Here is a 20,555-nt window from a genome sequence, read left to right as displayed (position 1 = left end):
CGTCCGTTCGGGCTCGTCCTTCCGTTCGAACCCACACGTCCAGCTCGAACCGGCCCCGCCCGGACCGGGCACGTCCAGGAGGAACACCAGCATGCGCGTCACGCTCGCCGACCCGTCCGCCCTGATCCCGGATTTCGAGCGGACCCACGGCGAACAGTCCGCGCTGTACCCGTACCGGCCGGTCGAGTGGCAGCCCGTGCACACGGTCTACGTACCGGCCGACCGGTTCGACGCCGCGACGACGCGGGAGTGGGGGGACGCCGCGCTGGAACTGGTCCGGCGGCACCTGCCGGAGGCCGACCTGGCGGCGATCCTCGGCGCGACTCCCGGTGTGGCTCCCGACATGACTTCCGGCGCGGCCTCCGGCGCGGCTTCCGGCGCGGCCTCCGGCGCGGGTGAGGACCTCGCCGGGGCCGTGCACGAGAGGGTGGCCGCCAAGCTCGCCCGGGAGCCCGTCGAGGACCTCCGGATCGACTTCGAGGACGGCTACGGCACGCGCCCCGGGGAGGAGGACGGCCACGCCTCCGCCGCCGCCAAGGCGGTCGCGGCCATGCACGCGGCCGGGACGCTCCCCCGGCGCTGGGGGCTGCGGGTGAAGTCGTTCGCCGACGGCGACCCGGTCCGCGCCGTCAGGACCCTGGACGGCTTCCTCACCGGCGTGACCGAGCGGGCCGGGCTGCTGCCCGGGGGATTCGTGATCACCTTCCCCAAGGTCCTGATGAGGGACTACCTGCACCAGTTCGCCGACTGCCTCGACGCGCTGGAGGACGGGCTGGGTCTCGGCCGGGGCACGCTGCGGTTCGAGATCCAGGTGGAGGCGCCGCAGACGGTGCTGTTCCTCGACGCGAGCCTGGTGACCTCCCTGCGGGGCAGGCTGGCGGCGGCGCACTTCGGCGTCTTCGACTACACGGCCAGCTGCGGCCTTCCCCCGCACGAGCAGCGGCTGGACCACCCCGCCTGCGACCACGCCAGGCACGTCATGCAGACGGTCTTCGCCGGGACCGGGGTCGAGCTGTCGGACGGCTCGCTGGCCGCCTCCCCCGCCTCGGACGGCGGGCCCGACGTGCGGGACCTGTGGCGGCGCCACGCGGCGCTGGTCGGGCACTCCCTGACCCACGGCTTCTACCAGGGCTGGGACATGCACCCCTCCCACCTGGTCAGCCGGTACGCGGCGGTCTACGCCTTCCACCTGTCCCGGTACGGGGAGTACGCCCACCGGGTGCGTGCCTGGGAGGAGCGGCGCGACGCCGGTGAGGGTGTGATGGACGAGCCAGCCACGGTCAAGACCATGGCCGCCGCCCTCCGGCGCGCCGACCTGGCGCTGGGTACGGGCCTCGGGGAGCCGTCGGCCTGACCCTCGGTGAGCCTCAGCCGATCAGGGCACGCCACTCGCGCGCCTCAGCCGGTCAGGGCACGCCACTCGCGGACCTCAGTCGACCAGGGCGCGCCACTCGCGGACCCGGCGGACGTCGACCGGGTCCGACCAGGACGCCCGCACCGCGCTGCCGACGTGGAAGGCCCGCACGCCGTACTCCATCAGCACCCTGACGTTGCCGGGCCGCAGCCCGCCACCGGCCATGATCAGCGGGCCGTCACCGGCCTCGCACCGGGTCTTGAGCACCGGCAGCCCGTCCGAGACGCCACCGGGCGCACCCGAGGTGAGCACGGTGGCGAGGTTGGGCAGGAGGCGGACGGCGCGCCAGCTCGCCTGGGTGTCGGCCGCGTGGTCCACCGCCCGGTGGAAGGTCCAGGGCAGCGGCGCGACCGCGTGGATGAGCGCCTCGGTGGCGGCCAGGTCGACCGCCCCCGCCTCGTCGAGGAAACCGAACACGAACCCGGCCGCGCCCGCGTCGGCGAGGGCCCTGGCATCGCGGCTCAGGGCCTTCAGCGACTCGGGCGTGGCCAGGAACGAGGCCTCGCCGCGCAACATCACCATCTGCGGCAGCGCGCATTCCTTGGAGATCGCCGCGACCGTCTCCGGCGCCGGGGTGAGCCCGTCGGAGGCCATGTCGGCGACGACCTCCAGGCGATCGGCGCCGCCCGCTTCGGCGGCGACGGCGTCGCGCACGTCGAGCGTGATCACCTCAAGCAAGGATCCGGTCATGAATGGAGGCTATCGGATGGCTTTGTCCTAGGATCGCCGTGGTTCAGACATGCTCGGGGACGAACGACCCGCGCCGGTCCGAGAACGGCAGCGCGAGACCGGACGCGCGAGCGCGCAGGCCTCCCGGCCGCTGGAACAGGGCACCGGAGGCACGATGCGGCAGGTCGACCGTGCGGAGATGCGCGAAACGCTGTCCCCGATAGTAGTCCTGCAACCCCGGGTTGTCCTTGGAGCAGTCAAGCCGGAGCCATCTTTTACCCAAGGACAGGACCCGCAGGCCCGCCCAGTCGAGGAGCGCCTCCCCCAGCCCCGTGCCCGCGTGGTCGCGCGCCACGGCCAGCTTGTGGACGTAGAGCGCCGAACCGGGGTCGTCCCCACGGGTCCAGAACTCGGGGTCGGCGTGACCGTCCAGGGCGAGGGTGGCGACGGGCCCGTTCGGCCCCTCGCCCCCGCCCGGGCCGTCCTCCCCGTCGAGGTCCTCCCTGTCGAGCAGGTACAGGACACCCTCGCCGATCAGCGGGGTGATGCGTCCGGCGGGGAACCCGTCGGCGGGCCACTGCCGTACTCCGCGGCGGTTCAGCCATCCGGCGGTCTCGGCGAGGAGCGCGAGCACCCCGCCGAGGTCACCGTCCGTGGCCCTGCGCAGGGTGTACGGGCGCGTGGCGGTGGGACTGGCGATGTTCGAGTGCATGGTTCATCCCTTCGTTGCGTTCGGTGCATGAGTTGACACGGAGCGTGTCCATGTGATGGCGCACGGCATCCATGCCGGGCTAGGCGGACGCCTAGGGGCCTGAGGCGAGCGGGGAGACCGCGGTCGGCAGGGAAAGCGGGAAGGGACCCGCCGTCGCGAAGGGCCCCGGCGAGATCGGCGAGATCGGCGAGGCAAGGCCCGCCGGGGCGAAAGGTGGCGGAGAAAGGCCCGCCGGGACGTGAGACACCGGCGGGGGCGGCGGAGAGAGGCCTGCCGGGACGGCAGTCTCGGGGAGGCGGGAGAAGCGGGGAGAGCGGTGGGAGGAGAAGCGGGGGGAGCGGCGTCTAGCCACCTGGCGGACGCGGCCCGGTGCTCGCCCGCGGCGCGGGCGGAACGGGGGCCGGCCCGTCAGGGCGGTCACGGAGACGTCAACGGCTTTCCAGCTCGTACCGGATCAGATGCTTGTCCGCGGGCAGGACCGACACCGCCACGCGCACGGGGGTGTCCTCCTCGTCGTAGCCGACCCGGATGTAGACGACGACGGGCGTGCCGAGCTGGAGCTGGAGCCGTTCGGTCTCCGCGCTGTTGGGCATCCGCGCCCAGATGTCGTCCACCACCCGCACCTGCCGGTGGCCGAGTTCCTCCAGGACCTTGTTGGCCCCGCGCACGATGTCGCCGGGGCGGGTGATCTCGGAGTCGGCGACCAGGGCCAGGGGGAAGTAGGAGTCGTTGGTGTTGTACGGCTGGCCGTCCACGAAGCGCAGCCGGCGGCGTACCACGGCGAGCTCGTCGTCGGAGAGCTCCAGCCTGCTGGCGATCTCCTCGGCCGGCTGCACGATCGACACCTCGATCTCCTGGCTCGGCGCGCGGCCCTCGCGGGAGACGGCCCAGGCGAAGGCCTCCAGGGTCTCCTCGCGCCGCGGCTGCAGCTCGCGCTGGGGATGCATGAGCAGCGGGCGGCGTTCCCTCACGACGGTGCCTCGGCGGGGGGTGCGGGTGACCAGGCCCTCGTTGACGAGCTCGCCGAGGGCCAGCCGCACGGTGTTGCGGCTGACCTGGTGCACAAGCATGAGTTCCGCCTCGGTCGGCAGCTGATCCCCCGGCCCGAGCGCACCGGAGTAGATGGTCCTCCGTAGGTCGGAGGCCACCTGTTGATACAGCGTTGACCGTGCCATTAAGTCCCCTTTGTGCCAACAAAACTAGACGATCTGGTTCTAGCGGGGAACAGCCCCTTGACCCAACCTGCCAAGACCCGCATTATCCAATCGTTGGTACAAATCCATCGAAAGGTCAGCGAGGGGGTGGAGGCCGGTGCTGTCGGTCCGCACGGATACGCCGTACCTGCCTTGGCGCGATCCCCGCGAGGCAACACGTTTACTGCGTTACGCGTTGCACCGCCAGGGGTTCACCCACACCTACCAGAGCAACGGAAACGGCATGTCCGTGCTCTCGGTGCTGACCGACCTGACTGTCTGGTGCAAGAACGGGTTGTTCGTCTGGAACGAGGACGGCCTTGAGTCGTCCCACCCGGCCGACGACCCGGTGGGAGCGGCCCGCCTCATCTCGGAGCACTACCGGCGGCCCGCCCCCGACGACGACCTCTCGGAGGGGGACGCGGACCACCCGGCCCGCGCCCTCGCCGCCACAGACTCCGAGCGCGACTAGCAGGCCGAGGACCCCATCCCTCGCCGGGGTCCTCCGCCACCGCGCCCGGGGCGGAACGCGTCCTGGCGGGTCCCCCACGCCCGCCAGGGCGCGTTTCCCATCGCGGGAACGCGTCCACGGGACGGGACCCGCCAAGGCGTGACCGCTCGCCCGCCCCACCCCCCGCCCCCGGCGGCGAGCGGCCCGCCGGGAGGGAAGGCACCGGCCCGCGTGACGGGCGCGCCCGGACGGAAACCTTGAGCCCGCGCGATGAGCTCGTCTGAACGAAGACGCGAGACCGCCCGGCGGCCCGCCCGGTAAAAGCTCAGCGGCCCGCCCGGGCGAAAGCACGGCGGCCCGCCCGGGCGAAAGCACGGCGGCCCGCTCCGGCGAAAGCACGGCGGCCCGCCCGGACGAAGGACGCGAACCCGCGCGAGGGAAGACAATTGCCCTCATGCGGTTCGGGATTCTGGGCACAACGCGGGTATGGCACGACGGCGACACCGATGTCACCGGCGCCGAAGACACCGACGCCGGTGACCCCGGCGATGCCGGTGGTGCCGGTGGTGCCGGTGGTGCCGGTGCCGGCGGCGAGGTGCGTGTCGGCGGCCCGGCCCGGCGGGCGCTGCTGGCCCTGCTGCTCGCCCGCGCCGGCGAGGTGGTGACGACCGACCTGCTGATCGACGACCTCTACGGCTCGCGGCCGTCGGGAGGGGCCGCGCACGCCCTGCAGTCGCAGGTGTCCCGGCTCCGCCAGGTCCTGGGAGGCGAGGCCGAGATCGAGGCCGTCCCCTCGGGGTACCGGCTCGCGATCGATCCCGCCGACCTCGACGCCCACCGCTTCGAGCGGCTGTCCGACGAGGGACGCCGGGCCCTGCTCGGCGGGGACCCGGCGGGGGCGGCCGTACTGCTGCGGCGGGCCCTGAACCTGTGGCGGGGGGCCGCGCTCGCCGACGCCGCGGACGCCGCCTCCGTACAGGCCCTGGTGCTGCGGCTGGAGGAGCGCAGGCTCGGTGCCCTGGAGGACCGGATCGAGGCCGACCTCCGGCGGGGCGAGCACCGGGCCGCGGTGCCCGAGCTGCAGGAGCTGACCGCCCTGCACCCGCTGCGGGAAAGGCTCAGGAGCCTTCTCATGCGCGCCCTGCGGGCGGGCGGCAGGCAGGCGGAGGCCCTGCTGGTGTTCGAGGAGACGCGGCGGCTGCTGGCCGACGAGCTCGGCGCGGACCCGTCGGCCGAGCTGGCGGCCGTCCACAGGGAGCTGCTCAGGGGCGAACGGCCCCCCGGGCCACACGCGCCCCACGCGCCGCCCGCGCCACCGGCGCAGCTGACCAGCTTCGTGGGCCGCGCCGAGGACCTGGCCGAGGTCGCCCGGCTGCTCGGAACGGCACGCCTGGTCACCCTGCTCGGGCCCGGCGGTGCGGGCAAGACCAGGCTGTCGATCGAGGTGGCGAGCGGGCTGCCGGACGTCTGCTTCGTCGAGCTCGCGGCGCTGCGCGACGGGCGGCAGCTGCCGCAGACCCTGCTCGGCGCCCTCGGCCTGCGCGAGAGCGGGCTGCTCACCGCGCCCGAGGAGGCAGAGCCGGTCTCCCGGCTGCTCGCGGCGCTGGCCGACCGGCCGCTGCTGCTCGTCCTCGACAACTGCGAGCACGTCGTCGAGGCGGCCTCCGGCCTGGTCGCGCGGCTGCTCGCCGGATGCCCGGGGCTGCGCGTCCTGGCGACGAGCCGGGAGCCGCTCGGCATCACCGGCGAGAACCTGTGGCCGGTCCGACCGCTCGGCCCCTCCCCCGCCGCGCGGCTGTTCGCCGACCGGGCCTCGGCCGTGCGCCCCGGTTTCGCGCTGGACGAGGCCGGGGCGGAGATCGTACGGCGGATCTGCAGCGAGCTCGACGGCCTGCCGCTGGCCATCGAGCTCGCGGCGGCCAGGGCCCGCACGTACGAGCTCCCGGAGCTCGCCGCCCGCCTGGACGACCGGTTCCGCCTGCTGTCGCGGGGCAGCCGCACGGCCGACGCGAGGCACCGGACGCTGCGCGCGGTCGTAGCGTGGAGCTGGGACCTGCTGTCCGGGGCCGAGCAGGTGATGGCCAGGCGGCTGACGGTCTTCTCCGGCGGCGCGACCGCCGAGACCGCGGCACGGGTCTGCGGGGTGCCCGACGCCGAGGACGTGCTGGACTCCCTAGCCGACAAGTCCCTGGTGGAGGTGGGGGGCGGCCGCTACCGGATGCTCGACACGATCCACGCCTACTGCGCCGAGCGGCTGGAGGCGGCCGGGGAGTCGGAGGCCCTGCGGCGCGCGCACGCGGACCACTTCCTGGGGCTGGCCCGGGAGGCGGACCCCCACCTGCGGCGTGCCGAGCAGCGCCGGTGGCTGGAGATCCTCGTCGCCGAGCACGCCGACCTCCAGGCCGCGCTGCGCCGGAGCGTCGAGGCCGGGGAGGTCGGGCTCGCCCTCGAGCTGTTCGCCTGCCTGTCACCGTATTTCTGGATGCGCGGCATGCGGACCCTGGCCACGGCACCGGCGGTCGCGCTCCTGGACATGATCGGCGACACTCCGCCCCCGGGTCTCGGGGACGGGTACGTGCTCTGCGCCCTGGCGGCGGCGGCCGGCGGCGACGGCCGGGAGGCGTGGGAACGCCACCGGGCGACGGCCGAGACGGTCGTCGCCGACCCCGGCCGGCCGCACCGCCACCCGATCATCACCCTCCTCTGGCCGATGATCAATTCCGGTACGGAGGACTCGGGCGTCGCCCTCGCGGTGATCGCCAGAGGACGGACGGGAGACGACCCCTGGGAGAGGGCCGTCGTCCACCTGCTGTGGGGGTACCCGCAGCTCGCGGCCGGGGACCTGGCGCGGGCCGAGGAGGAGTTCGTCTCGGCCGCCGGCGCCTTCCGCTCGCTGGGCGACCGGTGGGGGACGTCACTGGCCCTGGACGCGCTCGCCGGTCTGGCGGCCCTGCGCGGCGACCCCGGGAAGGCGATCGTCCTGACCGACGAGGCCCTCGCCCTCACCGAGCGGCTCGGCGCCCTCGAGGACGTCCCGGACCTGCTGTGCAACCGGGGCGACTACCGCGTCCGGGCCGCGCGGGCCGGGAAGGACCCGGCGGGCACCGGTCTCCGGGAGGCACGCGCCGACTACGAGCGGGCCGCCGAGATCGCCCGCCGCGCGGGCAGCCCCACCTACCTGGCCGCGGCGCTGCGCGGCCTCGGCGACATCGCACGGCTGGAGGGCGACCTGTCCGGGGCTCGCGTGCTGTACGAGCAGGCGCTCGACCGGTTCGAGACGCACTGGGTGCGGAGCGCGGGAAACCGGACGGGCGCGCTCTTCGGGCTCGGCAGGATCGCCGAGCTCTCCGGCGACCTGCCCGGCGCCCGCGCCCTGTACCTGCGGGCCGCCGAGGTGGCGGTGGAAACGGGGGCGATCACCGAGAGCGCCCGCCCGGTCGAGGCCCTGGCGGGAATCGCCCTGCTCGAAGGGGACGCCCCCGGCGCCGCCACGCTGCTCGGCGCGGCCTTCGCCCTGCGGGGAGTCGCCGACGAGGACGACCCCGACGTCTCCCGCACGGCCGCCGCCGCGCGGGCCGCGCTGGGCGAGACGCCGTACGAGGCCGCCCACCGCGAGGGCGCGCGGCTGCCCGGGGCGGACGCGCTGCGCCTGGCCGGTGTCTCCGAGACCTCCTTCCGGACCTCACCGATCAGCGGCCTGACCTCCCGGTGAGCCTCGCGGTGAGCCTCCCGGTGAGCCTCACAGTGAGCCTCACAGTGAGCCTCCCGGTGAGCCTCCGGTGAGAGCGGTGAGCTCGCGGTGAGCGGGCGGTGAGCGCCCTCGGACAGGCTCGACCCATGAACACCACACCGCGGCTCAAGAACAAGAACATCCTGATCTCCGGGGCCGGCGTCGCCGGTCCGGCGCTGGCCTACTGGCTGCACCGCCACGGCTTCACCCCCACGATCGTGGAACGGGCGCCCGGCGTCCGCGACGGCGGCTACGCGGTCGACTTCCGCGGCGAGGCACACCTCACCATGCTCGACCGGATGGGGATCCTGGACGACATCCGGCGCGAGCGGACGAACATGGGCGCGATGACGTACGTCAACGAAGCGGGCAGGAAGGTCTCCACCATGCCCGCCGACGTCTTCAGCGGCGACCTGGAGATCCTGCGCGGCGACCTCGGGCGCATCCTGTACGAGCACACCCGGGAGCACGTCGAGTACCTCTTCGACGACTCCATCACCTCCCTCACCGAGGACGCCACCGGCGTCGCGGTCACCTTCGAGCGCGGCGGGCAGCGCCGGTTCGACCTGGTCGTGGGGGCCGACGGGCTGCACTCCAACGTCCGGGCGCTCGCGTTCGGGCCGGAGTCGCGGTTCGTGCGGGAGATGGGCCTGTACTGCGCGATCTTCACCACCGCCAACCACCTCGGGCTCGACCACACCGGGCGGCTCTACAACACCCCCGGCAAGCTCGTCGGCATGTACAGCGCCCGGGGGAACACCGAGGCGAAGGCGACGTTCCACTTCGGTTCCCCGCCGCTGAGCTACGACCGCCGCGACACCGAGCAGCAGAAGAAGATCCTCGCCGAGGCGTTCGCGGGCGTCGGCTGGGAGACCCCCCGGTTGCTGGACGCGATGTGGGAGGCCCCGGACTTCTACTTCGACTCGATCAGCCAGGTCCACATGGACAGCTGGTCGGCCGGCCGGGTCACGCTGCTCGGGGACGCCGCCTGCTGCGCCTCGCCGCTGTCGGGCATGGGCACCGGCCTGGCCATGATCGGCGCCTACGTCCTCGCCGGGGAGCTGGCCGCCGCGGGCGGCGACCACCGCGCGGGCTTCGCCTCCTACGAGGAGGCCATGCGCGAGTACGCGGCGGGGTGCCAGAAGGCGGGCGACGGGGTGGGCAAGTGGATGGTCCCCGAGAGCCGGTTCATGGCCTGGTTCGTCAACCAGAACTACAGGCTCCTGCCCTACGTGCCCTGGAAGGGCCTGATCGCCAAGGGCATCCGGCAGACGGCGAACGCCATCGCGTTGAAGGACTACGAGCGCTGACCCGGCCGGACCTGACACCGCCGGCGAACGCCTCCGTTGTTCGCGGCGATCCCCGGCCGGGTGGCGCTCCGGGACCGTGCGGCGGCCGGGTGGCCGCGTCAGGAGGCGGTGGCGCGGGCAGCCTTGTGGATGAGGGCGGCCACCGCGCCGGGCTCGGAGACGGTGACGCCGTGGGAGGCGTCGATCTCGACGGTCACGGACTTCGCCCTCTTCGACATGAAGCGCATCGACTTCGCCGGGATGGCCAGATCCTGGGTGGTGACCATGCTCCAGGACCTGATGGTCTTCCAGGCGGTCTTGGTGGCCTTGTCCTCCAGGGCACCGGCCGCGATGGGACGCTGGGTGGCGGCCATCAGATCGGTGGTCCGGCGGGGCACGTCGGCGGCGAACACCGCACGGAACTTGCCCCGCTGGATGTAGAGGTCGGTCCCGGTGCTGCCGTCGGCGGCCCGGAACGGGACGGACCTGAGGGCGTCGCCGAGCTCGGCGCCGGGATACTTGGCCGCCAGATCGCCGGTGCTCTCGCCGACCTCGGGCTGGAAGCTGGCGATGTAGACGAGGGCCTTCACGTCGCGGTCACCGTCGGCGGCCTCGCTCATCACGGTGCCCCCGTACGAGTGGCCGGCGAGGATGATCGGGCCTTCCACGCTGGCCAGGGCGCTGCGGAGATACTCCGCGTCCTGGTGCAGTCCGCGGAGCGGGTTGGCGGGGGCGAAGACCGGATAGCCCTTGCGTTTGAGGTCGGCGATCACCCCGTTCCAGCTGGAGGAGTCGGCGAAGGCGCCGTGGACCAGGACGACCGTGGGCTTGACCGACTCCGCCTCGGCGGTGGCGACACCGGTCGAGAGGAGCGCGGCGACGGCCGCACCGGAGGCGAGGGCTGTGCGCTTGAGGTTCATGGGGAACTTCCCTTCCGTTCTGCGGAGACGTGATCAGCGGGTGGTGGCGCGGGCGGCGGTGTCGATGAGGTCGGCGACGGCGGCCGGCCGGGAGACGGCGACGGCGTGGGAGGCGTCGATCTCGACGGTCGTCGACCCCGCCCTCTTGGCCATGAAGCGCATGGACTCGGCGGGGATGGCCAGGTCCTGGGTGGTGACCATGGTCCAGGACGGGATGGTCTTCCAGGCCGCCCTGGTCGCCTTGTCCGCCAGGGCGGTCGCTTCGATGGGCCGCTGCGTGGCCGCCATCAGCTCGGCCGTCTCCGGGTCGACGTCGGCGGCGAACACCTCGCGGAACCCGTCCTGCCGGATGTACAGGTCGGTCCCGGTGCCCCCGCCGGCCGCCGGGTACGGCACCGGGTAGAGGACGGGGCCGAGCTCGCCACCGGGGAACTTGGCCGCCAGGTCGCCGGTGCTCTCGCCGATGTCGAGGTTGAAGCTGGCGATGTAGACGAGCGCGACGACGCTCTCGACGCCCTCGGCGGCCTCGCCCATCACCGATCCGCCGTACGAGTGCCCGGCGATCACGATCGGGCCGGTCAGGCTGTCGAGCACGCTGCGCAGGTACGCGGCGTCCTCCCGCAGTCCGCGCAACGGGTTGGCGACGGCGACGACCGGGTAGCCGCGGCGCCTGAGGTCGGCCACCACGCCGTTCCAGCTCGCGGACTCGGCGAAGGCGCCGTGGACCAGGACGACGGTGGGCCGGCCGGACGTGGTGCTCATCGGGGCTTCCTCTCGGTAGGGGGACGGCGGCCGCCGCCCTCTGGAATGAAATATGCAATATATTGCTAACACTGTCAACCTCGCGGTCCGGTTTGAAGTTTCCCGCTCGGTGTGGGCAATATATTGCATGCCCATCCCGCGCAACACGCCGGCCATCGACCGGCACCTCCTGCGTGACAACGTCTACCAGCGCCTGCGCGACGCCATCGTCGACGGCAGCCTTGCGCCCGGCGAGCAGTTACGCGACGTCGAGCTGGCGACCTGGCTCGGGGTCAGCCGTACCCCGGTCCGCGAGGCGCTGCTGCGGCTCGCGGAGGCCGGGCTGGTCGTGGCCCAGCCAGGGCGCTCCACGACGGTGAGCTCGCTGAACCTGCGCGACATCCGCGAGGCCCGCGACGTGGTGGCGGCGATGCACGAGCTCGCCGTCCGCGAGGCGGTGGGCGGTCTCACCCAGGCCGACCTCGACGCGATGCGCGAGGCCAACGACCGGTTCCGCGCGGCGATCGAGCGGGGCGACGTCGAGGCGGCCCTGCGCGCCGACGACGAGCTGCACGGCATCCCCGTGCGGGTGGCCTCGAACCGGGCCCTGACCTCGGTCCTCGACCAGTTCACGCCGGTGCTGCGCCGCGCCGAGCGGCTGCGCTTCTCGTCGCTGGGCGGGCGCGCGTCCCTCGCCCGGCACGACAACCTGATCCGGCTCTGTGCCGCCGGAGACGTGGACCAGGCGGCGGCGGTCGCCTTCGACACCTGGCGAACGCTGCCGGCCACCGAGGAGTGAGCACGCCCCTGTCCGGCTCCCCCGCCGGCGGTGCCGGTGCGGGAGAACCGGGTCGGATCACCGGAACCGCCCGCGTGCCGTGGCCTGCGAGGACCGCCGGCCGCCGGGGAGGCGGCCCGGCTAGCTGAGGCCCCCGTTGGCCTGCAGGTTCTGGCCGGTGAGCCAGCGGCCGTCCGGGCCCACCAGGAAGGCCACGACGTCCGCGATGTCCGAGGGGTCGCCGAGGCGGGCGAGCGGGGTCAGGGTGGCGATCTGGGTCAGGAGCTCCTCCGGGTTGGTGCCGCGCAGCAGATCGGTGTCCGTGGCGCCCGGGGAGACCGTGTTGACGGTGATGCCCCGCTCGCCGAGCTCGCGGGCCGCGACGGCGGTCAGCTGTTCGAGGGCGCCCTTGCTCGCCGCGTAGGGGGCGATACCGGCCGCGGGGCGGACGGTGTTGAGGGTGGAGATGTTGACGATGCGTCCGCCGTCGCGCATGTGCCTGGCGGCGTACCGGATCGTCAGGAAGGCGGCCTTGACGTTGACCGCCATGGCGCGGTCGTACATCTCCTCGGTGGTCTTGGCGATGGGGGCCGGGGTGAAGCTCAGCGCGGCGTTGTTGACCAGGATGTCGAGGCCGCCGAGAAGCTCCTCCGCGGCCTCCATCAGCCACTGCGCGGCGCCGCGCTTGCCGAGGTTGACCTGGATCGCGCGGGCGCTCCCGCCCGCCTCCTTGACCGCCCGCTCCACCTCGCCCGCGGACGTGGCGGCCTTCACGTAGGTGAAGACGACGTCCGCGCCGTCACGGGCCAGACGCTCCACGATCGCCCGGCCGATGCCCCGCGACCCCCCGGTGACCACCGCCGTCCTGCCCTCCAGCACCGCCATGCCGACCTCCGCGCCTCTCCTGCGAGTTTCCCGCCCGTCCTCCGGGCCGCCGCGAGCCCCCGCCCCGCCCTCCGCTTTTCAGCCTCTTTCAAAAGGTCCCTTAATAGGACGCACCTTTTACGACGTTCTTGGTAAAAACGCCCATTCGAACCCCTCGGCCTTCCGTGGTTTCCGGCGTCCACCGTCGAACCTATGATCGTCCGGCGCGGTTGTCGACGCTTTTCCCCGCCCTTCCCGAAGGCCGTGCCCACCCCCGTGAGCCCGGCGGGAACAGGGGCGGGAGCATTGGCGCGTTCCAGATCCGTGATGCTCCAGGTGTGGCGGAATTTCGGTCCCACGACCTAATCTGCCCACCATGACCACCGATGGGCGCTCGGCGCACATTCTCGACGTCCTGATCACCGAGTTCGGTGATTCCATGAAGCGCGACCCCGCCGCCTTCCGGCGCAAGTTCCGGAAGATGGCCGCCTCGCCCTTCGCCTTCTACCGGGGCAGTGCCTGCCTGTTCTACGCGGACATGGCCGGCGCGTTCGCCGACGACGCCTTCCTGGACGAGCAGACGCGGCGCGTCTGGATCCACGGTGACCTGCACGCCGAGAACTTCGGCACCTACATGAACGCCTCGGGCGTCCTGGTGTTCAACGTCAACGACTTCGACGAGGCCTACGTCGGCCCCTACATCTGGGACCTGCGGCGGTTCGCGGCCAGCGTCGCGCTCATCGGGTACGCCAAGGCGCTGTCGGACGACGTCATCGGCGAGCTGGTGACCGAGTTCGCCCACTCCTATCTCTCCGAGCTGCACGGCATCTCGGCGGGCGGGGACGACGCGATCGGCGCGCTGACCCTGGAGACCACGAGCGGCGTGCTCCACCGGGTGCTGCAGCTCGCCCGGCTGAACACCCGGGTGGCGCTGCTGGACCTGGAGACCACCGTCGAGAACTTCGACCGCAGGTTCGCCGTCATGGACGGCCGCTATCCGGTGGACCAGGAGACCCGCGAGGCGGTGGAGGTGGCCTTCCGCGACTACCTGACAACCCTTCCGGCGGTCTCCGAGGTCGAGCACAAGATCAAGGACTTCGCGCTGCGCACCGGCATCGGGATCGGCTCGGCCGGGCTGCCCTCGTACAACATGCTTCTGGAGGGCCACACCCAGGCCCTGGAGAACGACGTCATCCTCTACATGAAGCAGGCCCAGGTGCCGGCCGTGGCGCGGCACATCACCGACGAGAAGGTGCACGGCTACTTCCGGCACCAGGGCCACCGCACCGCCGAGTCGCAGCGCGCCCTGCAGGCGTACGCCGACCCGTGGCTCGGCTACACCACGCTGAACGGCGTCGGCCAGCTGGTCGCCGAGGTCTCCCCCTACTCCGCCGACCTGGACTGGGGCGACGTCAACGAGCCGGAGGAGCTGGCCTCGGTCATCCGCGACCTGGGGCGGGCCGTGGCCAGGATGCACTCGGTGGCCGACGACGAGTCCAGCCACGACCTGGTCGACTTCTCCACCGAGGACGCGATCGTGGCCGTGATCGGCGGCGACACCGACGGCTTCACCCGTACCCTCGTCGGCTTCGCCCACGCCTACGGGGCACGGGCCAGGGCCGACCACGGGCTCTTCGTCGACCTGTTCAGGAACGGCCGCCTGCCCGGCCTCTGACTCCCCCGCGCCTCACCGCCGTTCGGCCTCGGCGCCGGCCTCGCGCCGGGCGGGGGCCGGGCGGGCCTCGGCGTGGTGGCAGGCGACCTGGGCGGCGGCCGAGGAGGGCAGGACCGGCAGCGGCAGTGACACACACAGCCCGTCGACTCCTGTCTCGGCCGCCGCGCCCGAGGCCAGCACCTGGCAGCGCGGGTGGAAGCGGCAGCCCGGCGGGATCCGGGCCGGGTCCGGCGGCTCGCCGCCCAGCACCACGGGCGAGGGCGACTCCGGCAGGACCGACAGCAACGCCTGGGTGTACGGGTGCGAGGGCTCGGTGAGGATCCGCTCCACGGGCCCCGACTCGACGATCCTGCCGAGATACATCACCGCGACGCGGTCGGCGATGTTCCAGGCCAGCCCGAGGTCGTGGGTGACGACCAGCGCCGACAGGCCCAGCTCGTCGCGCAGGCGCAGCAGCAGCGCGAGGATCTCGCCGCGCACCGACGCGTCCAGCGAGGCCACCGGCTCGTCGGCGACCAGCACCCTGGGGTCGAGCGCGAGGGCCCCGGCGATGACGACGCGCTGGCGCTGGCCGCCGGACAGCTCGTGCGGGTAGCGGTTGAAGAACCGCTCGGGCGGCCGCAGCCCGGCGCGCGACAGCGCCGACGCGACCCGCTCCCCCTCCTCGGGCAGGCGGTGGATGCGCGGCCCCTCGGCCACCGCCTCGTAGACGGTGTGCCGGGGATTGAGCGATCCCGTGGGGTCCTGGAGGACGAGCTGCACCTCGCGCCGGTGGGCCCGCAGCGCGCGCGAGGAGTACGCCAGCGGGACCCCGCCGTACAGGACCGACCCCGAGGCGGGCCGCTCCAGGCCGAGCAGGGTGCGGGCCAGCGTCGTCTTGCCGCAGCCGGACTCGCCGACCAGCGCGACGATCTCCCCCTGGCCCACGGCGAGGTTCACCCCGTCCACCGCGCGGGCCCGGCGCCCGCGCGAGGCGAACTCCACCCGCAGGTCCCGCGCTTCGAGCAGGGTCATGGGGTCTCCCGGTGGGCTTGAACGTGGCGGACGTGGCGGACGTGGACGCACGCGGCGGTGTGCGACGCCTCGGCACGGTCTTGGGTAGTACGGTCCACCGGCCAGAGCTCGACCGGCTCCGACGCGCACGAGACGAGCGACACCGGGCAGCGGGGGTGGAAGGAGCACCCGGCGGGCAGGTGGGCCGGGTCGGGCGGGTCGCCGCCCAGTCCCCTGGGCGCCATCCTGGAGGCGGGGTCGCCGACGGTGGGGAAGGCCTCGGCCAGCGCCCTGCCGTAGGGGTGCCTGGCGTCGCGGAAGACCTCGTGCGAGGGGCCGGACTCGACCACGCGGCCCGCGTACATGACCGCCAGCCGGTCGCACGTCGCGGCCAGGACCGACAGGTCGTGGGAGATCATGACGAGGCCGATCCCGTGCTCGGCGATGAGCGAGCGGATCAGCGAGAGCACCTGCGCCTGGATCATCACGTCCAGCGCGGTGGTCGGCTCGTCGGCGACGATCAGGCGCGGCGAGCAGGCGAGCGCCATGGCGATCATCACGCGCTGGCGCTGCCCGCCCGACAGCTCGTGCGGGTAGCCGCGCGCCCGCCAGGCGGGCAGGCCGACCTGCTCCAGCAGCTCCGCCGTCCTGCGCCGCGCCGCCGCGCCGGTCGCCATGCCGTGCACCCGCAGCGGCTCGGCGATCTGGTCGCCGATCCTGCGCACCGGGTTCAGGGCGTGCTGGGCCCCCTGGAAGACCAGGGAGGCCGACGCCCACCGGACCGCGCGCAGCCGCCCCCAGCTCATCGTGAGAACGTCCTCGCCGTCCAGCAGGATCTCCCCGGACACCAGCGCGTCCCTGGGCAGCAGCCGCAGCAGCGACATGGCCAGCGTCGACTTGCCCGACCCCGACTCCCCCGCCACGCCGAGCGCCTCGCCTTCGGCCAGGGAGAGCGAGACGCCCCGCACGGCGGGGACGTCCCCGGCCGCGCTCCGGTAGGTCACCGCCACGTCGCGCAGTTCGAGCAGGCTCACGAGACCCCCCGGACGCGCGTGCCGGGCGTGGCCGGGGCTTCCTGAGGCCGCGGGTCGAGTACGGTCACGAGGCCCCCCGAAGGCGCGGGTTGAGTACGGTCTCCAGGGCGCGCCCGCAGAGGGTGAACGCCAGGACGACCAGGACGATGCACAGGCCGGGCGGCAGCACGTACCACCAGGCGCCCGAGGTGGCCGCGCCCCAGTCGTAGGAGCCGCGCAGCATGCCGCCCCACGACACCTGGCCCGAGTCGGCGCCCAGGAAGGCGAGGGTGGACTCGGTGACGATGGCGCTGGCCACCGTGAGGGTGGTGTTGGCCAGGACCAGCGGGGCGACGTTCGGCAACACGTGCCGGGTCATGACGTGCCAGTGCCCCGCGCCCAGCGCCCTGGACCTCTCGATGTAGGGCCTGGCCTCGACCGCCAGCGTCTGGGCCCTGATCAGCCTCGCCGTGGAGGCCCAGGAGGTCACCCCGATCGCCAGGATGATCGTGGACGCGCCACCGCCGAGGACGGCCGCGAGCACCAGGGCCAGGACCAGGGCGGGCAGTACCAGGAACCAGTCGGTGACCCGCATCAGCACGGCCGAGACCCAGCCCCGGAAGTGCCCGGCCGCGATGCCGAAGACCGTGCCGATCACCATGCTGAGCAGTGCCGACATGAACCCGATGAGCAGCGAGACCCGCGCGCCCCACAGGAGCATGAGCAGGACCGAGCGGCCCGACTCGTCGGTGCCGAGCGGGAAGTCCGCGCTCGGCGGCGCCATCTTGGCGCCCGTCGCCCTGGTCACGTCCATGCCGGACGGGTCGGTGACCAGCGGCGTGACGAGGGCCGCCAGGACGGCGACCAGCAGGATCGCCGCGCCGTACAGCCCGGCCCTGTCGCGGCCGTACGCGCGGCGGAACCGCGCGAACGCGGCGCGGCGGCGAGCCCCGGCGATCGCACGCGACGTCCCGGCGCCACCGCCCGCCGTGCCCGGTTTCTCCTCCCTCGTGCTCACGCCGACCTCACCCTCGGATCCAGGACGTGGTAGACCACGTCGGCCAGCGTGTTCATGACGATGACCGCGACGCAGACGAGCATGAAGGTCCCCTGCATGACCGCGTAGTCGGGTCCCCTGATCGCCTCGACGAACAGCAGGCCGAGGCCGGGCCAGGAGTAGACGAACTCCACCGAGACCGCGCCGCCGACCACGAAGCCGATCTGCATGAAGACCAGGGTCACCGTCGGCAGCAGCGCGTTCGGCACCGCGTGGCGGCGCCGGACCTCGTCGTCGCGCAGGCCCTTGGCGCGGGCGGTGGTCACGTAGTCCTGGCCGATCTCGTCGAGCAGCGAGGAGCGCATGACCAGCAGGTACTGCGCGTAGACGACGGCGACCAGGGTGAGGCACGGCAGCACCAGGTGGTGGGCGACGTGCAACAGGTAGAGCGGCCCGTCCGGCGCGTCGACGTCCTCCATGCCCCGGGTGGGGAACAGGCCGGGTACCGGGCCCATCCCCGCGGCCAGGACCATGAGCAGCAGCAGCCCCAGCCAGAAGGTCGGCACCGACCACAGGGTCAGCGCGGTCCCCGTGGAGAAGCGGTCGAACCGGCCGCCGTGGCGCCAGGCGGCCCTGGTGCCCTGCCACATGCCCAGGCCGACCGCGACGGCCAGCCCGGTGCCCACCAGCAGCAGCGTCGGGCCCACCCGCTCGCCGATGAGCTCGGCGACCGGCCTGCGGTACTCGTACGAGGTGCCGAGGTCCAGCCGCAGGGTCCGCAGGACGAAGTCCAGGAACTGCTCGCCCAGCGGCCGGTCCAGGCCCATCTGCCGCCTGAGCAGGGCGAGCTGTTCCGGGGTGACCGGCACGTCGCGGGTGTAGGCGATGGTGGGGTCGCCGGGGATCAGGCGGAACAGGAAGAACGTCGCGACGATCACCAGCCCGATGCCGAGCAGTGCCCCGCCGAGCTTGGTCAGCGCGTAGCGCGCCACGCTCCGGCGGGCACCGTCTCGATCGTCCTGTGGCGGCGCCTTCGTCAGCTCGACCGGCGGGGTGCTCACCGGCCGCTACTCGCGGTCGTCGGCGGTGGCGCGGCGCCGCCTGGTGAGGAGGAGGATCCCGGCCCCGGCGAGCGCGACGGCGGACACCGCCACCACGGCCCAGACGACGCCCGTGGAGTCGTCATCGGCCGGGGCCGCGCGCTCCACCGCCCGCAGGGAGTAGACCGGCCAGTAGCCGCTCCCGCCGTACAGGATGCCCTTGTCCTCCGGGATGGGGGTGATGGAGGCGATCCGGTCCTTGCGGTAGCCCTCCAGGTTGTTGGGGTAGTAGAGCGCGATGACGGGGGCCTCGGTGTAGAGCCGCTCCTGCATCCGCTTGATCAGCTCGACGCGCGCGGGCCTGTCGAGCTCGGCCAGCTGCTCCTGGTAGAGCCTCTCGAACTCGTCGTCGCAGAAGAACGACTCGGTGCCGCCGCCCTCGCCGCTCGCGGTGGGCCTGCGGCTGCACAGGTGGGTGGCGAGGACCTCCTCGGGGTCCGGGTTGACCGACCAGCCGCTGATCGCGATGTCGTAGAGCGCCGTACCGCCCGTCTCCTCGGTGAACTTGTTGGAGTCGAGCCTGCGGGTGGTGATCTGGATGCCGACGTCCTTGAGCCAGCCGGTGAGGAACTGGGCGAGCTTGTCCTCGACGGGGTCCTCGGTGTGGACGCTGAAGCGCATCTCCAGCCTGCGGCCCCCGCCGGGCATGGTCCTGATCCCGTCGGCGCCCTTGGCGTACCCCGCCTCGTCGAGGATGCGGCCGGCCTCGGCCGGGTCGAAGGTGACGGCCTCGTCGCCCTCGGCCCTCCAGAAGAACTCCTTGTACATCGGCGGGATGATCGAGCCGTCGGCCGGGACGGCGAGCCCGTTCTGCACCTGCGCGACGAGGGTCTTCTTGTCGATCGCGTGGTGGATCGCCCTGCGCACCCTGGCGTCCTTCAGCGCGGGATGCCCGTCGCCGATCGGCTCGCCGTCCGCCGTCTCGGCACCCGGGTTGAGCTGCAGGTAGCCGGCGCGACGGCCCTGGGTGTTCCACCGCACCAGGTTCGGGTCACCCGCGAGGGCCTCGAACTGCGGGGGTGCCAGCCGCCCGATCCAGTCGACGTCGCCCTTCTTGAGCCCGGCGTTGGCCGCCTCGGAGTTCTCGTAGAAGATGACGTGCAGCTCGTCGATGCCGGGGGCGCCGCGCCAGTACGACGGGTTGGCCTTGAGCTTCACGTAGTTGTTCTTGCTGTGCTCGACGGGGATGTAGGGGCCGCTGCCGACGGCGGGGTAGGTCTCGTTCTCGAAGGTGCCGACGTCGGGAACGGCCTCCCACACGTGCTTGGGCACGATCGGGACCGGCAGCTCCAGCATCGAGGCCTGCGGCTTCTTCGTCCTGATGACGAGGGTGCGGTCGTCGGGCGCCGTCACGGTGTCGAAGTTCTCGACGGCGGGGCCGTTGGCCGTCTTGGCCGCGTCGTCCGTCATGATCTTGTTGAGGGTCCACGCGGCGTCCCCCGCGGTGACGGGCCTGCCGTCCGACCAGGTGGCGCCGGACCGGATCGTGAAGGTCCAGGTCAGCTTGTCCGGGGACGTCTTCCACGACTCGGCGAGATCGGGGCTCGGCTTCAGGGTCTTGGGGTCGGGAACGGTGAGGTAGCCGTACGTCCAGCGGTGGATCGACGTCGAGATCAGCCGGACCGCCAGGAACGGGTTCATCGAGTCCATGCTCTGCGTCGCGCCCAGCCGGACGATCCTCTTCTCCGGCTGCGGGGCTCGGGCGGCGGCGAGCGCGGGAGTCCCTGAAGGAGGTGACGCGTGGGCCAGGGGAAGCGCCGTCGCCGACAGCGCCATCGACAGTCCCAGGCTCAGCACCGCCAGGCGCGCACCCGTTCTGAGCATGCCGTACCCCACCTTCGGATCGGTGACCTCTGACAACGAAGGCACACCATACGAACGGCGCGTGTCAACGAGCGGTGGAAGATTGTTTCACTCTCGTTTTATTTGGCGACATTATTTTTCAAGCTTGCCGGAACGAACCGATACGAAGGGGATTTAAGGCAATGAACGGGATGCTAGACCACATAGAACCGA

17 protein-coding genes are annotated in these 20,555 nt (G+C 72.7%); 6 read left to right on the top strand and 11 right to left on the bottom strand.

From position 1 onward, the window contains the following. The first annotated feature begins 91 nt into the window (after positions 1 to 91). Complete coding sequence (locus tag AC5L38_RS12235) at positions 92 to 1,354, top strand: DUF6986 family protein (protein ID WP_495242885.1); 1,263 nt, start codon at positions 92 to 94, stop codon at positions 1,352 to 1,354. Positions 1,355 to 1,429: 75 nt separating this feature from the next. Here the strand turns inward: AC5L38_RS12235 and AC5L38_RS12230 are convergent, their stop codons facing one another. From AC5L38_RS12230 to AC5L38_RS12220, 3 genes are all read right to left on the bottom strand, one after another. Continuing rightward, positions 1,430 to 2,104, bottom strand: a complete 675-nt coding sequence (locus AC5L38_RS12230) for a copper homeostasis protein CutC (protein ID WP_495242884.1) — start codon at positions 2,102 to 2,104, stop codon at positions 1,430 to 1,432. Positions 2,105 to 2,147: 43 nt separating this feature from the next. Then, positions 2,148 to 2,795 (bottom strand): GNAT family N-acetyltransferase, encoded by a 648-nt coding sequence (locus tag AC5L38_RS12225; protein WP_495242883.1) that lies wholly within the window; start codon positions 2,793 to 2,795, stop codon positions 2,148 to 2,150. A 428-nt stretch (positions 2,796 to 3,223) separates the two neighbouring features. Next, on the bottom strand, positions 3,224 to 3,970 hold the full coding sequence (locus tag AC5L38_RS12220) for a GntR family transcriptional regulator (RefSeq protein ID WP_495242882.1): 747 nt from the start codon (positions 3,968 to 3,970) through the stop codon (positions 3,224 to 3,226). Positions 3,971 to 4,232: 262 nt separating this feature from the next. On the opposite strand from AC5L38_RS12220, the gene AC5L38_RS12215 reads away from it, so the two are divergent. The 3 genes from AC5L38_RS12215 (at position 4,233) to AC5L38_RS12205 (ending at position 9,479) form a co-directional block, all read left to right on the top strand. Then, on the top strand, positions 4,233 to 4,460 hold the full coding sequence (locus tag AC5L38_RS12215; RefSeq protein WP_495242881.1) for a hypothetical protein: 228 nt from the start codon (positions 4,233 to 4,235) through the stop codon (positions 4,458 to 4,460). Between the two features lie 433 nt (positions 4,461 to 4,893). Beyond that, positions 4,894 to 8,151 (top strand): AfsR/SARP family transcriptional regulator, encoded by a 3,258-nt coding sequence (locus AC5L38_RS12210; protein WP_495242880.1) that lies wholly within the window; start codon positions 4,894 to 4,896, stop codon positions 8,149 to 8,151. A 125-nt stretch (positions 8,152 to 8,276) separates the two neighbouring features. Then, a complete protein-coding gene (locus AC5L38_RS12205; RefSeq protein ID WP_495242879.1) occupies positions 8,277 to 9,479 on the top strand; it encodes an FAD-dependent monooxygenase in 1,203 nt (400 codons plus the stop codon). A 98-nt stretch (positions 9,480 to 9,577) separates the two neighbouring features. On the opposite strand, the gene AC5L38_RS12200 is transcribed toward AC5L38_RS12205, so the two are convergent. Both AC5L38_RS12200 and AC5L38_RS12195 read right to left on the bottom strand, forming a co-directional pair. After that, positions 9,578 to 10,378: an alpha/beta fold hydrolase gene (locus AC5L38_RS12200; RefSeq protein WP_495242878.1), complete on the bottom strand. Its 801-nt coding sequence runs from the start codon at positions 10,376 to 10,378 to the stop codon at positions 9,578 to 9,580. A gap of 33 nt (positions 10,379 to 10,411) precedes the next feature. Beyond that, complete coding sequence (locus AC5L38_RS12195; protein WP_495242877.1) at positions 10,412 to 11,140, bottom strand: alpha/beta hydrolase; 729 nt, start codon at positions 11,138 to 11,140, stop codon at positions 10,412 to 10,414. A gap of 127 nt (positions 11,141 to 11,267) precedes the next feature. Between AC5L38_RS12195 and AC5L38_RS12190 the strand changes: the two genes are divergently transcribed. After that, positions 11,268 to 11,918: a GntR family transcriptional regulator gene (locus AC5L38_RS12190; RefSeq protein WP_495242876.1), complete on the top strand. Its 651-nt coding sequence runs from the start codon at positions 11,268 to 11,270 to the stop codon at positions 11,916 to 11,918. Positions 11,919 to 12,038: 120 nt separating this feature from the next. Here the strand turns inward: AC5L38_RS12190 and AC5L38_RS12185 are convergent, their stop codons facing one another. Then, positions 12,039 to 12,782 carry an SDR family oxidoreductase gene (locus tag AC5L38_RS12185; protein ID WP_495242875.1) on the bottom strand — a complete coding sequence of 248 codons (744 nt, stop codon included), beginning with the start codon at positions 12,780 to 12,782 and terminating at the stop codon, positions 12,039 to 12,041. Positions 12,783 to 13,137: 355 nt separating this feature from the next. Here AC5L38_RS12185 and AC5L38_RS12180 point away from each other — a divergent pair, with 355 nt between their 5' ends. Then, positions 13,138 to 14,436, top strand: coding sequence for a DUF2252 domain-containing protein (locus AC5L38_RS12180; RefSeq protein WP_495242874.1), 1,299 nt, complete (start codon positions 13,138 to 13,140; stop codon positions 14,434 to 14,436). 12 nt (positions 14,437 to 14,448) lie between these two features. On the opposite strand, the gene AC5L38_RS12175 is transcribed toward AC5L38_RS12180, so the two are convergent. The 5 genes from AC5L38_RS12175 to AC5L38_RS12155 all read right to left on the bottom strand — a co-directional run bounded on the left by AC5L38_RS12175 (position 14,449) and on the right by AC5L38_RS12155 (position 20,363). Further along, complete coding sequence (locus AC5L38_RS12175; protein WP_495242873.1) at positions 14,449 to 15,450, bottom strand: ABC transporter ATP-binding protein; 1,002 nt, start codon at positions 15,448 to 15,450, stop codon at positions 14,449 to 14,451. Continuing rightward, the gene (locus AC5L38_RS12170) at positions 15,447 to 16,463 is read right to left on the bottom strand and encodes an ABC transporter ATP-binding protein (protein WP_495242872.1); all 1,017 of its coding nucleotides are present in this window, start codon (positions 16,461 to 16,463) and stop codon (positions 15,447 to 15,449) included. Before AC5L38_RS12170 ends, AC5L38_RS12175 begins: the two co-directional genes overlap by 4 nt. A gap of 64 nt (positions 16,464 to 16,527) precedes the next feature. Continuing rightward, on the bottom strand, positions 16,528 to 17,460 hold the full coding sequence (locus AC5L38_RS12165) for an ABC transporter permease (protein ID WP_495242871.1): 933 nt from the start codon (positions 17,458 to 17,460) through the stop codon (positions 16,528 to 16,530). Continuing rightward, a complete protein-coding gene (locus AC5L38_RS12160) occupies positions 17,457 to 18,500 on the bottom strand; it encodes an ABC transporter permease (protein WP_495242870.1) in 1,044 nt (347 codons plus the stop codon). Before AC5L38_RS12160 ends, AC5L38_RS12165 begins: the two co-directional genes overlap by 4 nt. Before the next feature lie 6 nt (positions 18,501 to 18,506). Beyond that, positions 18,507 to 20,363 (bottom strand): ABC transporter substrate-binding protein, encoded by a 1,857-nt coding sequence (locus AC5L38_RS12155; RefSeq protein ID WP_495242869.1) that lies wholly within the window; start codon positions 20,361 to 20,363, stop codon positions 18,507 to 18,509. Positions 20,364 to 20,555: the final 192 nt, after the last annotated feature.

It is taken from the genome of Streptosporangium nanhuense (genome assembly GCF_059358815.1).
Note: the sequence above shows the minus strand (reverse complement) of the source record. Positions and strands in the feature narration are given on the sequence as shown.

Coding starts and splice junctions, on each gene's coding strand:
- AC5L38_RS12235 (WP_495242885.1), top strand. CDS start 92: ATGCGCGTCACGCTCGCCGACCCGTCCGCCCTGATCCCGGATTTCGAG.
- AC5L38_RS12230 (WP_495242884.1), bottom strand. CDS start 2,104: ATGACCGGATCCTTGCTTGAGGTGATCACGCTCGACGTGCGCGACGCC.
- AC5L38_RS12225 (WP_495242883.1), bottom strand. CDS start 2,795: ATGCACTCGAACATCGCCAGTCCCACCGCCACGCGCCCGTACACCCTG.
- AC5L38_RS12220 (WP_495242882.1), bottom strand. CDS start 3,970: ATGGCACGGTCAACGCTGTATCAACAGGTGGCCTCCGACCTACGGAGG.
- AC5L38_RS12215 (WP_495242881.1), top strand. CDS start 4,233: ATGTCCGTGCTCTCGGTGCTGACCGACCTGACTGTCTGGTGCAAGAAC.
- AC5L38_RS12210 (WP_495242880.1), top strand. CDS start 4,894: ATGCGGTTCGGGATTCTGGGCACAACGCGGGTATGGCACGACGGCGAC.
- AC5L38_RS12205 (WP_495242879.1), top strand. CDS start 8,277: ATGAACACCACACCGCGGCTCAAGAACAAGAACATCCTGATCTCCGGG.
- AC5L38_RS12200 (WP_495242878.1), bottom strand. CDS start 10,378: ATGAACCTCAAGCGCACAGCCCTCGCCTCCGGTGCGGCCGTCGCCGCG.
- AC5L38_RS12195 (WP_495242877.1), bottom strand. CDS start 11,140: ATGAGCACCACGTCCGGCCGGCCCACCGTCGTCCTGGTCCACGGCGCC.
- AC5L38_RS12190 (WP_495242876.1), top strand. CDS start 11,268: ATGCCCATCCCGCGCAACACGCCGGCCATCGACCGGCACCTCCTGCGT.
- AC5L38_RS12185 (WP_495242875.1), bottom strand. CDS start 12,782: ATGGCGGTGCTGGAGGGCAGGACGGCGGTGGTCACCGGGGGGTCGCGG.
- AC5L38_RS12180 (WP_495242874.1), top strand. CDS start 13,138: ATGACCACCGATGGGCGCTCGGCGCACATTCTCGACGTCCTGATCACC.
- AC5L38_RS12175 (WP_495242873.1), bottom strand. CDS start 15,450: ATGACCCTGCTCGAAGCGCGGGACCTGCGGGTGGAGTTCGCCTCGCGC.
- AC5L38_RS12155 (WP_495242869.1), bottom strand. CDS start 20,363: ATGCTCAGAACGGGTGCGCGCCTGGCGGTGCTGAGCCTGGGACTGTCG.